Origin of the sequence: Chlamydia trachomatis A/HAR-13, assembly GCF_000012125.1 — a bacterium.
In the GTDB taxonomy this organism is placed as follows: Bacteria; Chlamydiota; Chlamydiia; order Chlamydiales; family Chlamydiaceae; genus Chlamydia; species Chlamydia trachomatis.
The window spans coordinates 33314-49496 of record NC_007429.1 but is presented as its reverse complement, the minus strand read 5'-3'; the positions used below and the strand labels follow the sequence as shown (position 1 = coordinate 49496).

Genomic DNA, 16183 nt, shown 5'->3' with positions numbered 1-16183 from the left:
AAATAACCAAAAAAAATATCCTGTGACAATGTCCCCTAGTTGGATCTACGGCTAGATTAAGTTTACCGAAACTAAAGCGTGTTTTAGAAGCGTACGTTCAACACATAATAGACCGAAGGGAATGAGCTTGCGCCTTCTTATTTTCCTACCAGCTAGACGACCTAGTTGATTAGGAAACTCCGAAGAGGGATGTCGCACCAGCCTCGATAGGAAGGCCTTGCCTAACAGCAAATCACCTGATCGCGGCTCTAATCATTTACTAACAAACCTGCTTATGCTAGGTTTAAAAAAAACAGTACGAAGGAGATTCCCTCATGTCCAGGCAGAATGCTGAGGAAAATCTAAAAAATTTTGCTAAAGAGCTTAAACTCCCCGACGTGGCCTTCGATCAGAATAATACGTGCATTTTGTTTGTTGATGGGGAGTTTTCTCTTCACCTGACCTACGAAGAACACTCTGATCGCCTTTATGTTTACGCACCTCTTCTTGACGGACTGCCAGACAATCCGCAAAGAAAGTTAGCTCTATATGAGAAGTTGTTAGAAGGCTCTATGCTCGGAGGCCAAATGGCTGGTGGAGGGGTAGGAGTCGCTACTAAGGAACAGTTGATCTTAATGCACTGCGTGTTAGACATGAAGTATGCAGAGACCAACCTACTCAAAGCTTTTGCACAGCTTTTTATTGAAACCGTTGTGAAATGGCGAACTGTTTGTTCTGATATCAGCGCTGGACGAGAACCCACTGTTGATACCATGCCACAAATGCCTCAAGGGGGTGGCGGAGGAATTCAACCTCCTCCAGCAGGAATCCGTGCATAAAAGTTTTGCTATCATACAACAAAAGGAAGAGGGTCTCTCTTCCTTTTGTGTTTAAGCCCCTCTCTTCTCTTCATTTCTTCGGTTAGATTTTTATTAAACTTACTTGTTCTAGTTTTTATGGAATCTTTGTCTGTTCGTTCCACTATCCCTTTACCTCTAGGAGCCAAAAAGCTCTCCGCTGATCGCTACCGTTTTTCTCTATTTTCTTCACAAGCCCAGCAGGTTACTCTTGTACTATTAGACCCTCTTTCTGAAATTCATGAAATTCCTCTATCTTCTACCGACCACAGGACTGGAGCCATCTGGCATATCGAAATTGCAGGCATTTCTAGTGAATGGTCGTATGCTTATAAACTACGTGGTACAGACTTGAGCTCTCAAAAGTTTGCTACAGATTCTTACATCGCAGACCCTTATTCTAAGAATATCTACTCCCCTCAACTATTTGGATCCCCTAAACAAGAAAAGGATTACGCATTTAGTTACCTGAAACATGAGGATTTTGACTGGGAAGGCGACACTCCTTTGCACCTTCCAAAAGAAAATTACTTCATTTATGAAATGCATGTTCGGTCATTCACCCGAGATCCGTCTTCCCAGGTTTCCCATCCTGGAACTTTCCTTGGTATTATCGAAAAAATAGACCACCTCAAACAACTAGGCGTTCATGCAGTTGAACTCCTTCCTATTTTCGAATTCGATGAAACCGTCCATCCATTTAAAAATCAGGACTTCCCCCACCTATGTAACTATTGGGGGTATTCTTCGGTGAATTTTTTCTGCCCCTCTCGCCGTTATACTTATGGGGCAGACCCTTGCGCTCCGGCCCGAGAGTTCAAGACTCTTGTCAAAGCGTTACACCGTGCGGGAATCGAAGTCATTCTCGATGTCGTTTTCAATCATACAGGCTTTGAAGGCACAAGCTGCCCTCTTCCCTGGATAGATCTAGAATCCTATTATATGGTCAATGATCATGGGGATCTCATGAATTTCTCCGGGTGTGGTAATACAGTCAATACCAACACCCCTACTACTCTGAAATGGATTCTTGATGCTTTGCGGTACTGGGTACAGGAAATGCACGTAGATGGATTTCGTTTTGATTTAGCCTCAGTCTTCTCTAGAGATCCACAAGGAGTCCCTCTCCCTTTAACCCCCATTTTGCAAGCTATATCCTCTGATTCCATTTTATCAGAAACTAAACTGATCGCTGAACCTTGGGACGCTGGAGGTTTGTATCAGCTTGGACACTTCCCCTCTATATCAACCCGATGGAGCGAGTGGAATGGATGCTACCGTGACCATGTAAAAGCCTTCCTGAATGGAGATGCTCATCAAGTAAGTTCCTTTGCTTCACGAATATCTGGATCTCATGACATCTATCCCAATGGGAAACCTACGAACTCGATTAACTATATCTGCTCTCATGATGGCTTCACACTCTACGATACTGTTGCCTATAACGATAAGCACAATGAAGAGAATGGTGAATACAATCGTGATGGGACTTCAGCAAACTACAGCTATAACTTTGGCTGCGAAGGAGAAACGACAGATCCCACCATTTGCGCTCTACGTGAACGCCAAATGAAAAACTTCTTTCTTGCTCTCTTTTTATCTCAAGGAATTCCCATGATACAATCCGGAGATGAATATGGGCACACAGCTTATGGAAATAATAATCACTGGTGCTTAGACACAAAGATCAATTACTTTCTTTGGGATCGATTAGCTGAAAGGAAAGAACTGTTTTCTTTCTTATGCCAAGTCATTGCTCTGCGCAAAGCTTATACCGAATTATTCAATACCTCTTTCTTATCAGAAGATACGATTGTCTGGCTAAATACAAAAGGTTCTCCCAGAGAGTGGGGAGCCGATCATTATCTAGCTTTTGAGTTGAAACACCTGAACTACAGTTTATTCGTAGCGTTTTATAGTGGGAATGAACGTATTGAGATCTCTTTACCTAAACCTAGAAAAGAACATTTGGCCTATGAAAAAATTGTAGATAGCACAACAGGATTCTTTTCTCAGATATTATCTCCCAAACTCTCTCTTGAACCTTATAGCTCTTTGGTAGCCATCAGCAGAAGAAAAACCTCCTTGGAATCTAGATAAAAAAAAGACCCAGCTCATTAGAGATGGGTCTTTTTGCTACCAAGCTTCTTGGGATATGCCTCTAAGCACCTTTACAATCATCTTCCCAAGACTCAATCACTACGAGATCTGCATCTTTATAGAATTTTTCTAAAATCTGCCGAGCATTGTAGCCTTCTATAGCTAAGCGGTCTACATTTGCTCGCAATAGATAGTCTGCATTAAACACTAGCCCTTCCGGATTATCGAGAACCAATCGAGAGGTCCAGTCTACAGCCTCCTCTACACCATAAAACTGCGACGTAACACCAAATCCTCCATAACGATCCTCTTGAGCATTGACATGCCAGAAGCTATGAGAATTTCCAGCAAGAAGACGCTCATAAAGAGCCGTTCTCTCTAAAATCACACAAGCTGACAAAGCTTCCTTATCTAATTCCTTCAAATATTTTACGGAAAGAGTGGACTTTAGATAGTCTTCTACCGCGAGCTCGTTCACTATGAACAAACAGCTGCGATCCGTTCTATGAATATAGATAGCACCCTTGTATTGAATACCATCAACAAACAGCGAGGCTGCTCCATCAAGAGGTTCGATTTTTAGACACTCAACGTTGGGATAATTCTCTCCCCAACGAATGCCTCCATACAAAGCATGCGCCGCACAACGTTGTCCTTGAGAAGAAACCCGTAAAAGCTCACCATCTCCGAATACTGAAAAAGCTCCCTTAGCCTCAATCAAAGCTGTAGTACTTTCACTGAGCAAAAGAACTCGGATTTTTGGTTCGACAAGAATAGATTGCGATAGGGCATCGGATACTTTAACATCTGCATCTCCAACACCGCTTACACCACAAAAAACTCCTAGCAGTACGAGTAGATTTAATTTTTTCACTTTATTCTTCTCCCCACCTGTCCTTAGGGTTCCTGTTAAGATGTTCATATGCCAAAGGGGTTGCAACCCGTCCTCTTGCGGTTCGCTGAACCAAACCCTTCAAAATCAAAAAGGGCTCGTACATATCTTCCAGAGTTCTGACATCCTCCCCTACCGCCATTGCGAGCGTTTTCATTCCAACGGGGCCTCCTTGATAAAAATCAATCATCACGGAGAGAAGCTTAATGTCAATCTCGTTTAACCCTAAGTTATCTATTAATAACATAGCTAAAGCTTTTTCTGCTACGGCGCTATTAATACAATTTCCCTCTCGCATTTGAGCAAAATCACGCACCCATCGAAGTAAATTATTAGCCAAACGTGGTGTCCCTCGAGCCCTTCTAGCAATCTCTAATAGAGTTTCCTGATTGGCTTCTATGGAGAGCAACTGAGAGGAACGAGAAAGAATGGAAACAAGATCTTCATCAGTATAGTAATCTACACGCCCAGTAAAAGCAAAACGCGTACGCAAAGGCTCGCTTAACATTCCAGCGCGAGTGGTCGCACCTACCAAAGTAAATGGAGCTAAATCGAGACGCACTGAGCGAGCTCCGGGACCTGAATCCAAGGTAATATCTACTTTAAAATCTTCCATGGCAGGATAGAGATACTCTTCAGCAGCTTTCCCCATGCGATGGATTTCATCAATGAAAAAAATATCTCCCTCTTGTAGACCGGTCAATAGTCCTATGAGATCGGAAGGCTTTAACAACTGCGGCCCGGAAGCAATTACCAAGCCTTTTCCTATCGTGTTAGCCATAATATGTGCTAGCGAAGTCTTACCCAAACCTGGGGGACCATAAAATAAACAATGTCCGGGGACTTCATTCCGCTGGACAGCAGCTCGAAGAAATAAATCCAATCGTTCTTTCAATTGTTTTTGCCCACAAAACTCTGTTAGTTTCTTTGGCCTTAAAGAAAAATCAAACTTTTTATCCTGATGTAAAACAGAAATTTTATGAGTCATATAAGTATTCGCAATAGTAGTTATTTATTCGCTAATCCAAATCAAGAAATCGTATTTTGACATCCTCCAGCGGCTGAAGTCAAGAGGGATTCCCCTATCTCTAATCCTTCTTTTTCTCTATATAAAAGACTATTTAAAGAAAAAAACCTCTGCACAAAGGCATTAAAAAGTTGCGTCTTTTCATACAATTGCACATGCTGTAGTGTTGAGAGTTTTATCTCTTTTTTTTCTAACTAAAGTCTTTTCCTAGAAATATAGATAACAAACAGTCGAGAGAATTTATGGGGATTAAGGAAGATAACTGGATTCGCAAAATGGCAATCGAAGAAGGTATGATAGAGCCTTTTGCAGACAGTCAAGTGAAACTGCATCCAGAGACTGGAGAAAAACTCATTAGCTACGGCTTGTCAAGTTATGGGTATGATCTACGCATATCGAGAGAATTCAAAGTCTTCACCAATGTGTACAATTCACTTGTCGATCCGAAATGTTTTACAGAAGATGCGCTGATTTCCATCGTGGATGATGTTTGTATTATTCCTCCTAACTCCTTTGCTTTAGCTCGCAGCGTGGAATATTTTCGTATCCCTCGTAATGTCCTTACTGTGTGTATTGGGAAGTCAACCTACGCACGTTGTGGATTGATTGTGAATGTCACTCCTTTTGAACCTGAGTGGGAAGGATACGTAACTATCGAGATTTCCAATACTACTCCACTTCCAGCGAAAGTCTATGCTAATGAAGGGATCGCGCAAGTGCTCTTCTTTGAAGGAGATGCTACTTGTGATGTATCTTATGCAGAACGCCAAGGGAAATATCAAAAACAACAAGGGATTACTATTCCGTTTGTTTAACCCTATGTTTCCTGGATGAGTATGGCAAGTAAGAAACAGACTTCTTGGTTCAGGTATATGGAAGAATGTGTCATTCGTTCTTGGTGGCTTATTCTTTGTCTTCTTGGAGGTGGTTTTGTCTATGACAGAGCCATCTCCCAACTATGTACACAAGAGCTGCGATTACAGCAGCGCATGTTTCATTTAAAATCCCATTTAAAAGAAGCTCTCGAGAAACAGCAAGAGTTGAGCACCCATCTAGCTTCTTGGGATGATCCGAAAGTTATTGAGCTAGCACTTATTCATAAACTAGGTTTGGTGCCTAAAGGTTATGAAAAAATCTGCTTCCAGAACTCTCAAAAAACGAAAAGAAATCATCGAAAATAAAAACCTTGTTCGCAATTGCTTGACTTTTTATTACCTTCTCATGCAGAATGTAGCTTGAACTGTTCCGGAGTAGCTCAGCGGTAGAGCAGTGGACTGTTAATCCATTGGTCGTTGGTTCGAACCCATCCTCCGGAGTCTTTTTTTTCTCTTATAGATCCCAAACATTATCCGTAGTTTCTTCTTATCATCGTTAAGGTGATGGAGTCTTTTTTTGTTTTGAAAATACCTTTTTTTCTGCTAAATGGAGTTCAAGATAGTCCCTGTCTCTCTCTCGTCCTTTTTTATTCATTTTTCCCGTTCACCCTCAATTGGTTTGCAACTCTTGGTGGTAGACCAACTGCACCGCGAAATAGCGTTCTAATTCAGCTAAAATTAAAAAAAATTCTATCGACCACTCTCGTAATACAGGAAAGCCCAAATACTAAAAAAGCTCCAAGGGAGTATACTGTCCGAGGCGACTTTTCTAAACTCCTCAATTTTGGCATCATTGAGGCCTCAGAAATACGAAAAGTCCCTATGAAAAGTGCGTTGCATTGCACTCTTAGAGAGGATTAACCATCTATGTTCCCAATAGAATGTCACACCCTACAGACTTCTTTTAAACAAGTTCTCTCTTTGGTTGCTGAAAAGATAACAACCAAAGCTTTTGTGATTTTTTCTGTGTTATTTTCCTTAATTATAGGATTCATCGCATCGTGTGGATTCCTTTTTGCTGGCCCGCCGGCTTTCATAGCCTCCGGACTTTGCTTTGCTCTGCTTGTTTCCGTGGTTAGTTTTTTTGGGTGTCAGAAGCTCATCCCTTACGGAATTCAACATCTGATGTCGTATGTAAAATCCATCCCCTCTCTCTCATCTTCTCTCATTGATTTTCTAAAAACGGAATCCAAAAGCATTTCAAGCCTATACCCCAATCCTGGCTTAAAAGAATGTTTCAAGGGTGCCTCTCCTAAATATAAAAAGTTTTTCTTTGATCACCCAGAAAAGCTTCTTTCTGCAGCTTTTACAGACTGGACACCACAAATCATCCCTTCGGATTCAGGGCAACCTCGAACCATTATCCTATCGCACTCCAGTTTGCCTTTCTCCCTCACACTATCCACTCTGGATTTTGAAACGCTACATACCCATCTCATCAAGTCCAATGCTCTCACCTGTCGAGTGGGTTATGCACACCAATTACCTTCCGGCAATCCTGTTATGCGCGAAGCCAAAGAAGGAGTTCTACAACAACATTATGATACAGGAAATGAAACCTTCTTCATTTCTATTCAGGAAAGCAAGCAGCTGCAACAAGAAGAGCTCTTTAAAAAACTCTTTAGTCATTATGCACAGATCATAGAACACAACCTATCTAATGAGATTTTATTGCTAGAACCCCTCAAAACTCCTCTGCACACACCAAAAGCACGCACTCTAGAGTTGCTAGCACTATTCTGCGCTTTAGAACAGTTGCGTTATACAAAAGTTGCGGATTGGAGAACTAAGAAACTCGCTCCCATATTCCCGTTGGATTATGAAGATTTCTTTACTCTATTCATGAAAAAGCAACACTACACGCTTCCCGGTAATGTATCGAATATGCGTATCCTATCTCCTGTACGACCTGTTAGCGAGACAGCACTAACCACCATTATTATTTCTGGATTAGAAGAGGAAGATAAATTGGGTCTACTAGGACAAGTGCAACCGTTCTTATTTGATGCTGAGGAAGCACATCCTCAAAGAGGTGAGAGCATTTTAATACAAAACGTGCTCGACGACATTACTCAATAGGCGATGGATTAAGAACTGCTTGTACTCCTCTAGACTCGAAGAATGCGCTGCAATTTGCTCTCTCGCCTGAATAACATTATCTTCTTGCAAGGAGCAAAACTCTGGGAGGTACTCTATATGAGGACCAGAAAGCACGACTAGCCCCTTATCGAGGCGTCTGGAGACAATAGCTGCAGGTTTTCCAAGAAGATTATTATAGCGCGCCTCGATGCATATTTCGGGGAAATGTTCCGCATTTTCGAAACAGCATCCCCCATTAAAAAGAGAGAAACTCTCTCCAGGAAAATCAGCGAAAACTAGTGGAGCGGCTAAAACTCCAGAGGAACTTGTATAAGAAAAGGCGCTTTCATAAACAGGACCATTAGCAGCTCCCGGGAAAAAACCTAAATCTCGCTTAGCAACAAATAAAGATCCTGTAGGCTCTAGAAATTCAAACTGCGCGCAACCAAAATAAGCTCCTGCGCAAATACCTAGGTAACAGCCTCCCTCTCTTACGTAGTTATCGATACGCGCTGTCCCCAGTCCATGCAACACATTATGATAAGGTACATCAGCACCTCCTGGAATTACAAGAAGCTGGGTTGTTTCTTCCCAAAGAGGCTCATGAATCAAGAAACGTCCATTCACGCGACATACCTCCATCTGGAATGGAGCAGCTACCTGCTTCAACCAGCGAACAGTATGGCGCAAATAGTAAGGAGAAACTCCTCTATCCGAATACACTAAGATACGCTTCATCTCTTTGCCTTACAAAAAGCTTTTTCTCATTATACCAAAAAAAACGCTTTATCAACTCTGATTCTATAAGGAACTTCAAACCATTTATGAAAATAGTTTAAAATCTTTACTCAAAACAGCAAATAGCCCTTCTTGGTACTGTTTACGAAAAATCTTTATGGGAATATAATTGCCCTGTAATGGTCCTTTCGGGCTAAAGCTCCCTCAAACGAAGAGGAGAAAAAAGAGAGGCTTTTTTTTACCAACTCTTTTTGTCTTTATCTGACTTTCGTTCTCGTAAGTCCTCTATTTTAGTAATTTCTTAGAGCGCAATTTTTAAGCTGGAGAGCCTTTTAAGCATGATGTCCTCCCCTCATCCAATGTCCTCTTCTCGTAATACACCTTTGGGAGTCTTCTATAGCCTCCTAGCCTGCTTCTACTGGGGAATGGTTTTCGTGATCCCTAGTATGCTAGGGAACTTTGCTGACCTAGATATTGTGCTGACCCGCTACTCCGTTTTCGGAATCTGTTCACTGATCACTATTCTGTATAAACGTTCTAATATCTTCAAAACAGTTCCCTTTTTCCTCTGGAAAAAAGGCATCCTGTGGGCCTTTCTTATTAACATAGCCTATTATTTCGGTATCGCACAAGCTGTACGTTATTCAGGATCTGCAGTGACTGTGATCATTGCTGGGTTAGCCCCTATTGCCATTCTCTTCTATTCCAATATTAAGAAAAAGATGCTCTCTTACTCATTTCTTTTAAGTATGAGTGGCATCATTGTAGTTGGAATCATTCTGTCGAATGTCTCCGAATTCCAATCCGAATCCAGTTCTTCTCTGCCTCTCTACCTCTTAGGATTGGGATGTGTCACAGCAGCGACTAGCATTTGGGCTGGATACATCATCTGTAACCATGACTTTCTCGAGCAACATTCTGAAATCTCCCCCGACACATGGTGCCATATGCTAGGGATCAGCTCTCTCATCATCTGTCTCCCATTAATTATCTTAGGAGATACTTTCGGTATTACCCATGTCACTCGTAATTTTCTATTTCATACCCCTCTTTCCGAAAGATGCCTATTCATCGTTCTTTGCTCTGCTATGGGGATTTTTTCCTCTTCGCGAGCTATCGCAGCTTGGAACAAAGCTTCTCTTCATCTGTCTACAGCTCTTTTAGGGGCTCTTCTTATCTTTGAGCCCATCTTTGGATGGATTCTTTCTTACCTATGTAAACGAGAAATGCCATCTTTCCAAGAAGGTTTAGGGTTCTTTCTGATGTTAGGAGCTAGTCTCTGTCTCCTTCTAGCTCAGAAAAAAGCCAGTGAACAAGAAACTCCTTCAGAAACTCTTATAACCACGGAATCCGACGCAAACTAAATTTTAATACCGATTTTCAAAATCCTCTTTAAAGCGATTCTGTTTGTATTTTAAAGGTTGCTTTTTGCCTACCAAATCGCTTTAAATCCTCTAAAAACATTCTGAGAAAGTTTCATTTTTCCATGGACTTCTTTTGTGGGTTAAATATAAAAAATACCGATCGGAGCCTTATTAGAATCTATAATGCTGTCCAACACCGACTTAAGCCTTTCTAAAAATCGAATACTTCCAAGAGAGTTAAAAAGATATGGGTTGTGAAGAGAAACTTTCCGGTATTTTGGAGCTGATCCTGCCAGAAGATCCCCTGTCCGATCAAACAGGGTACGCCTTCCTACGAGTCCCTTACAAAAATTCACTAGTAACTGTTTGTGGCCATCTCCCGCTCTCTTTGTTCAAAATCGGCTCCTCTGTAGACTTAACAGGTCATTGGAGTGTAGATGCTAGCGGAGCATTAGTGTTTCACTTTACTTCCGCTGCAACCTATAGTCCTGATTCCGGAATCATAGCTTACCTGAATGCTCAAATCAAAGGCGTAGGCCCCAAACTTGCTCAAAAAATTGTCTCAACCTTCAGGGAAGACACGTTAACAGTACTCGATTCCTGTCCTTCTAAATTGGTAGAAGTAGATGGGATTTCTCCTGCCCGCTGCGAAGATTTTTCTAAGCAACTCCAAGAGCAAAGAGACCTACGTCATGCTTTGTTATTTCTACAACGACATGGAATAGCCATTCATTATGGTTTACGGCTGTATAAAAAATACCAAAATCAAACGATCGAGAAGGTCTGTCAAGATCCCTTTCTGCTTGCAAAGGAAATGTACGGTATAGGTTTTAAAACCGCTGATCTTATTGCTACGTGCTTAGGAGTCCCTCTAAATTCCCCTAATCGTATCGTTGCTGGAATTCAATACTCTCTAGATGAACTTCAAGAAGAAGGGCATACCTGCTACCCTCTTAATGATTTTATTGTTCTCGTAGAAAAACTGTTGAATGAAGAAGCTCCAGAGGAGATCATACGGAAAGAGGAAATCCGTACCCAAATCCATTTCTTGTCACGCCAGAAGACAGTCTATGTCAAGGAACTCGAACAAGATACCTATATTTGGTCGCGCCAACTTTTTCTAGCTGAACAACAAATTGCGATTGATATTCGAAGACTCTTGTTTTCTTCTAAACGAATACGATCTATCAATACCCAGGAAGCGATTCTGGAGGTTGAAAATCTTCTGGATTTGAAATTAGAAGAAAAACAAAAAGAAGCTCTTCATGCTAGCTCTTCACAAAAGATTCATATTATATCTGGGGGACCAGGAACAGGAAAAAGTACAATTACACGTGCTATCCTTTCTATCTTTGAAAAGATCTCCTCCCCTAAGAAAATAATCCTAGCAGCACCTACAGGAAAAGCTGCGAAACGTATGACAGAAATCACAGGGAAACGTACTCAAACTATCCACTCTCTTCTCCAGTATGATTTCAAAACCTTGTCATTTCGAAAGAATCACGAAGATCCTATTGATTGTGATCTTGTTATTGTCGATGAATCCGGAATGATCGACACCATTCTCTTACAGCGCTTTCTAGCTGCACTGCCTGATCATGCTATCCTAATTCTAATTGGAGATGTGCACCAGCTTCCCAGCGTAGGCCCTGGTAATGTCCTTAAAGATCTTATTCTTTCCCATCACATCGAGGTAACCTACCTAACGAAAATCTTCCGTCAGTTGCAAAATTCGAATATCATTACAAATGCCCATAAAGTAAACCAAGGAGAATTCCCGGTTCTCAACAGCTCTTCAGGGAAAAAAGACTTTTTATTTTTTCAAAAAGAAGACCCTGAAGAAGCGATTAAACACATCATTCATCTCGTTTCGGATTTTGTTCCTAAAAAATTTGGTATCTTTACCGAAGATATTCAAGTCCTTGCTCCTATGAGAAAAGGGGTATTAGGAATACTCAATCTAAATAGAGAGTTAAAAGCAGCACTTAATCCTAATAAACTGTTTATCCAAGGGAAATTTCACTCCTTCTCTACGGGAGATCGCGTTATGCAAACGCGTAATAACTATAATAAAGAGGTATTCAACGGAGATATCGGTTATGTGACCTCTATTGACCTATCTACAAAGAGTTTGATCGTTTGCGTGGATGGCCGCTATATTAGTTATTCGCAAGCAGAACTCAATGACCTGATACCAGCTTATGCTACTTCCATACACAAATACCAAGGAAGTGAGACCTCCTGTATTATTCTTCCTATTCACACCTCTCATTACGTGATGCTGTATAGAAACTTACTCTATACAGCAATTACACGAGGGAAAAAACTAGTCATTTTAGTAGGAACAAAGAAAGCAGTTGCTATTGCTGTTCGTAATAATAAGGTTCAACACCGATGTACCGGGCTGCAACAAGCTATGCACTCCCTTCTTAACAAACCAACTCCTCTTTTCTCTCCTTACACTATTTGTAGACCGTCTCTAGGATAATCCCCTCGGTATATATTTAAGAAGCTATCTAATATTAGTTGCAGTGATGTATTCCGAGCGGATTGCTTTTTGCACAAAAAAAAAGAGGGGTTCTATAAATGAAACCCCTCTTTCTCTCCGTGAAGATTACCGTGGAGAATCACTCTACCATTGTGAACAATAATTCAGGCTCTTTCAGAGAAAATTTCTCTTCCGAGTAATCAAAAAAGGAATCTGTCCAAAGAGATTGTAATCTATCTGGATCTTGGGAACCTAGATCTAAGGAATGTGGAGCTATCATTTCCAAAATCTTCAATGCTGTTTCAGGCATAATAGGATAGGAAATGAGAGCTAGCAACTTCTGGCAGTAACAAGCACAGAATAGAATAGCGCGTACCCGATTCCAGTTACCCTCTTTAGCCAATTTCCATGGAGCTTCATCATTGAAATAGCCATTCCCTAAAGCAGCTAATTCCATAATCGTGGAACACGCCTTACGCAAACTGTATTGTGCGTAATGTTCGGCTGCATCCTTAGCAAGTTTTTGAGATTTTGAGATAAAATCCAAATCCTTTTGCTCTAATTGAGGAGAAGAAAGCTCTGTGCATCCATTCTTAACAGCAAAAGCTAGAACTCGATTCACAAAATTTCCATACTTCCCTACAAGCTCAGAATTGCATCGCGTCTTGAACTCTTGGAAAGAGAATTCGCTATCCGAAGTCTCTGGAGCAATCGCTGCCAACACATAACGCAGTTTATCCAAGGAATACGTTTCTAAAAACGCATCCATGTCTATAAAATTCCCATCCGATTTACTGAACTGGAAACCTTCTAACAATAAAAATTCTGATGTTACAAGAGCATCCACTTTCTTATAGGGAAGAGATTGTCCTATTTCCATAGCAGGGAAAATAACCGCATGGAAAGAAGTATTATCTTTACCTATAAACTGTGCGTAGGTCACAGTATCGTCCAACCAAAACTTCTTCCAAGCTTCAGGGTCTCCAATCGATGCTGCCCAATCCATAGTTCCACTTATGTAACCAATTGGAGCATCGAACCATACATAGAATACCTTATTTTCCAAATCAGGAACGGGTATTCCCCAAGACAAATCTCGAGTCACTGCTCGAGGACGTAAATGCTCGATGTAATCCGTAACGAAATTACGTATATGAGGACGTAGATAAATACCTTGCACGAAAGCAAGCAAATCTTCTTTCATGCGCTCCAAATGCAAGTAAGCATGTTCCGTATCACGTAAAGATAAAGCTGCCCCCGTTAATTTAGAACGAGGCTCTTTCAGATCTCTAGCTTCGTAATCGGCACCGCACTGCTGACACTCATCTCCTCGAGCTCGATCGAACCCACACTTGGGACAAGTACCTACAACATAACGGTCCGCTAGAAACTTCCCTTCTTCCTCAGAATACAGCTGTTCGGTCACCTGATTCTCTACCAGTCCGCGTTCCTGCAAGTTTCGATAGAAATCTTGCACAATAGCAGGATGATAAGTGTTCGTAGTTCTGGAAAAGAAATCTACAGAAATTCCCAATTTCTTGAAGGTATCTTTATGAAGCTTATGATACATGTCGACATATTCTTGATACCCCATGCCTGCCAACTCTGCATTAAGGGTAATTGCGATTCCGTATTCATCAGAACCACAAATATACAAGACCTCTTTGCCTTGTAGTCTCTGAAAACGCGCATAAACATCTGCAGGCAAATAAGCACCGGTAATATGTCCAAAATGCAAAGGACCATTTGCGTAAGGCAACGCAGAAGTAATAAGAATACGGGAAGATTCCACTATTTCACGTCGCTCCAGTTGTACAGAGAAGGATCTTTTCTTCTGGATGTTCCGAAACCTTGTTCTCTTCGTCTCTCTCCTGTAGCAGACAAATGTCTCTCTCGATCATCTCTTTCAGCGTATTCGGACTGAATGCCATAAAGATCCAGGAAGTTCAGCGCCTCAATCGCGACATTAGAAGAACGAACATCTCCTCTAGCAATTTTGTTCTTAGCTTGCTTAATTACGTAATTAACCAAACTAAAGGGGCTATCAAATAGCTTATTCAGTCTTTCATTAGTTAAACGATCTTTTCTAGCCATGACTCATCCTATGTTCTTCAGCTATAAAAATACTTCTTAAAACTTGATATGCTGTAATCAAATCATCATTAACCACAACATAATCAAATTCGCTAGCGGCAGCAATTTCGACAGCGCTATGCTCTAATCTTTCTTTCTTCTGGAAATCTTTCTCTGAATCCCGAGCATTCAAACGGCGCTCAAGTTCTTCTTGAGAGGGAGCTTGAATAAAAATAGTGACTGCCGGCATTTGCTTCTTCAGAGCCAAAGCTCCTTGTACATCAATCACGGCTATACAGTGCTTACCCTTTTGCAGAACTCTAGAAATCTCCGCCTTACTCGTTCCGTAATAAGTCCCAAATAAAAAGACCCATTCCAAAAAATCTTCCCTATCTAAAGATTGCTTAAAGTCATCTTCAGATACAAACAAATAATCCACGCCATGCACTTCGCCTGGACGAGCCGAACGTGTCGTTGACGACACCGTCTTCTCAAATGCATCAGGAAACTCTCTTTGTAGCATATGGGTGAGTGTTGTCTTCCCTGCTCCAGCAGGAGCGCTAATGATAAAAAGCTTGGGAAAGCATTGAACCCCGTCTTGAGAAAAGGGGGAAATAACCTTTACTGACATACTCCCTCTTGAATACTCTCTTTCACAGGAGAGAAACTTTTTCTATGATATACACAAGGGCCGAAATGTTTTAGAGCTTGTAAATGAGCTGCTGTCCCATACCCCTTATGCTTATCAAAACCGTACTCGGGGTACTCTACATGAAGCTTCCGCATCAACTCGTCACGATATTCCTTCGCTATGATAGAAGCTGCGGCTATCGATACGGAACGAGCATCCCCTTTTATAATCTTAAGAGAAGGAACTTTATGAGGCAAAAACAACCCGTCAACCAATAAAAAATCGGGAGTGCTTTGCAAAGAAGCTATGGCTTGAACCATAGCCTCCTTGGTAGCCTCCAAAATATTGATCTCATCTATTCGCTCAACAGAAACAACGCCGACCCCGCAGTCGACTTCAGGATCTTCAAGCAACAGTTCGTAAAGATACCGTCTTTGTTTAGGAGTTAATTTCTTGCTATCATCAATACCTAAGAAAACTTTCCCTCTAGGTAAGATACAAGCTCCAGCAACAACAGGGCCTGCAAGAGGCCCTCTCCCAGCCTCGTCTACACCGGCAACTCGTGAGTACCCTTGCTCAATAGCTTGATTCTCAAAAATGCTTTTTTCTTCGAAAAGCATCGCCTGCTCAACGGTCGATTTCATATAAAGGCAACCTCTTGACGTTGAGAACAGCAGAAAGGGTTAATGCCGCTCTCTTTTCTTTACTATTTCTTAGCAGCCCGAGAACCGATAAGCTCTTTAACTTTAGCAGCCTTACCAGTTTTTCCTCTCAAATAGAAGAGGCGTGCACGCGATACTTTTCCGCGTTTTACAACTTCAATACTTACGATCTTAGGGCTATTCAGTAGAAAGCTCTTCTCCATCCCTTCACCGTAAGCAACTCTATGAAGAGAAACTGTTTCTCCTGCACCACCGCCTTTACGGGCCATGACTGTTCCTTGGAATACCTGAACCCGCTCCTTCCCTCCTTCTGAAATGTTTGTAGCCACACGAATCGTGTCACCAACACAGAAATCAGCGAGATCAGTTCTGCACTGCTCGTCTTGCAATTCCTTGATTAAGTTCCCCATTGTATTTC

General features: G+C 41.5%; 17 protein-coding genes and 1 tRNA gene. 9 read left to right on the top strand and 9 right to left on the bottom strand.

Translation table 11 applies throughout. From position 1 onward, the window contains the following. Window positions 1–314 precede the first annotated feature (314 nt). The gene (locus tag CTA_RS00230; RefSeq protein ID WP_009871391.1) at window positions 315–818 is read left to right on the top strand and encodes a type III secretion chaperone Slc1; all 504 of its coding nucleotides are present in this window, start codon (window positions 315–317) and stop codon (window positions 816–818) included. A 117-nt stretch (window positions 819–935) separates the two neighbouring features. Continuing rightward, window positions 936–2936 (top strand): glycogen debranching protein, encoded by a 2001-nt coding sequence (locus tag CTA_RS00225; protein WP_011324532.1) that lies wholly within the window; start codon window positions 936–938, stop codon window positions 2934–2936. A 61-nt stretch (window positions 2937–2997) separates the two neighbouring features. Here CTA_RS00225 and CTA_RS00220 read toward each other — a convergent pair whose 3' ends face one another. From CTA_RS00220 to CTA_RS00210, 3 genes are read right to left on the bottom strand one after another with little or no spacing between them, the layout of a single operon-like run. Beyond that, the gene (locus CTA_RS00220) at window positions 2998–3810 is read right to left on the bottom strand and encodes a SpoIID/LytB domain-containing protein (protein ID WP_009871389.1); all 813 of its coding nucleotides are present in this window, start codon (window positions 3808–3810) and stop codon (window positions 2998–3000) included. Between the two features lies 1 nt (window position 3811). Beyond that, entirely contained in the window at window positions 3812–4816 is a 1005-nt protein-coding gene (ruvB, locus tag CTA_RS00215; protein WP_009872338.1) for a Holliday junction branch migration DNA helicase RuvB, read from the bottom strand. Window positions 4817–4857: 41 nt separating this feature from the next. After that, window positions 4858–5010 carry a hypothetical protein gene (locus CTA_RS00210; RefSeq protein WP_009871387.1) on the bottom strand — a complete coding sequence of 51 codons (153 nt, stop codon included), beginning with the start codon at window positions 5008–5010 and terminating at the stop codon, window positions 4858–4860. Window positions 5011–5097: 87 nt separating this feature from the next. Between CTA_RS00210 and dcd the strand changes: the two genes are divergently transcribed. From dcd to CTA_RS00185, 5 genes are all read left to right on the top strand, one after another. Further along, window positions 5098–5670, top strand: a complete 573-nt coding sequence (dcd, locus tag CTA_RS00205; protein WP_009871386.1) for a dCTP deaminase — start codon at window positions 5098–5100, stop codon at window positions 5668–5670. A 15-nt stretch (window positions 5671–5685) separates the two neighbouring features. Beyond that, on the top strand, window positions 5686–6036 hold the full coding sequence (locus tag CTA_RS00200; RefSeq protein WP_010724997.1) for a hypothetical protein: 351 nt from the start codon (window positions 5686–5688) through the stop codon (window positions 6034–6036). A gap of 63 nt (window positions 6037–6099) precedes the next feature. After that, window positions 6100–6171 (top strand) — tRNA-Asn (locus CTA_RS00195). A gap of 63 nt (window positions 6172–6234) precedes the next feature. Continuing rightward, window positions 6235–6591 (top strand): hypothetical protein, encoded by a 357-nt coding sequence (locus CTA_RS00190; protein WP_010724995.1) that lies wholly within the window; start codon window positions 6235–6237, stop codon window positions 6589–6591. Window positions 6592–6597: 6 nt separating this feature from the next. Next, complete coding sequence (locus CTA_RS00185; protein ID WP_009871383.1) at window positions 6598–7809, top strand: hypothetical protein; 1212 nt, start codon at window positions 6598–6600, stop codon at window positions 7807–7809. Here the strand turns inward: CTA_RS00185 and CTA_RS00180 are convergent. Beyond that, the gene (locus tag CTA_RS00180) at window positions 7774–8547 is read right to left on the bottom strand and encodes a BPL-N domain-containing protein (protein WP_010724993.1); all 774 of its coding nucleotides are present in this window, start codon (window positions 8545–8547) and stop codon (window positions 7774–7776) included. The two genes, CTA_RS00185 and CTA_RS00180, sit on opposite strands and share 36 nt — an antisense overlap. Before the next feature lie 338 nt (window positions 8548–8885). On the opposite strand from CTA_RS00180, the gene CTA_RS00175 reads away from it, so the two are divergent. Beyond that, the gene (locus CTA_RS00175; RefSeq protein ID WP_010724992.1) at window positions 8886–9911 is read left to right on the top strand and encodes a DMT family transporter; all 1026 of its coding nucleotides are present in this window, start codon (window positions 8886–8888) and stop codon (window positions 9909–9911) included. A gap of 247 nt (window positions 9912–10158) precedes the next feature. After that, entirely contained in the window at window positions 10159–12399 is a 2241-nt protein-coding gene (locus CTA_RS00170; RefSeq protein ID WP_011324530.1) for an SF1B family DNA helicase RecD2, read from the top strand. A 139-nt stretch (window positions 12400–12538) separates the two neighbouring features. Here the strand turns inward: CTA_RS00170 and metG are convergent, their stop codons facing one another. The 5 genes from metG to rplS form a co-directional block, all read right to left on the bottom strand. Continuing rightward, window positions 12539–14191 carry a methionine--tRNA ligase gene (gene metG, locus CTA_RS00165; protein ID WP_011324529.1) on the bottom strand — a complete coding sequence of 551 codons (1653 nt, stop codon included), beginning with the start codon at window positions 14189–14191 and terminating at the stop codon, window positions 12539–12541. Further along, entirely contained in the window at window positions 14191–14493 is a 303-nt protein-coding gene (locus tag CTA_RS00160; protein ID WP_009871378.1) for a hypothetical protein, read from the bottom strand. Before CTA_RS00160 ends, metG begins: the two co-directional genes overlap by 1 nt. Next, window positions 14486–15103, bottom strand: coding sequence for a guanylate kinase (gene gmk / locus CTA_RS00155; protein ID WP_009871377.1), 618 nt, complete (start codon window positions 15101–15103; stop codon window positions 14486–14488). The genes CTA_RS00160 and gmk overlap by 8 nt, the downstream gene beginning before the upstream one ends. After that, window positions 15094–15747, bottom strand: coding sequence for a ribonuclease HII (locus CTA_RS00150; protein ID WP_011324528.1), 654 nt, complete (start codon window positions 15745–15747; stop codon window positions 15094–15096). The genes gmk and CTA_RS00150 overlap by 10 nt, the downstream gene beginning before the upstream one ends. A gap of 62 nt (window positions 15748–15809) precedes the next feature. Further along, window positions 15810–16175, bottom strand: a complete 366-nt coding sequence (rplS, locus tag CTA_RS00145; protein WP_009871375.1) for a 50S ribosomal protein L19 — start codon at window positions 16173–16175, stop codon at window positions 15810–15812. Window positions 16176–16183 lie beyond the last annotated feature (8 nt).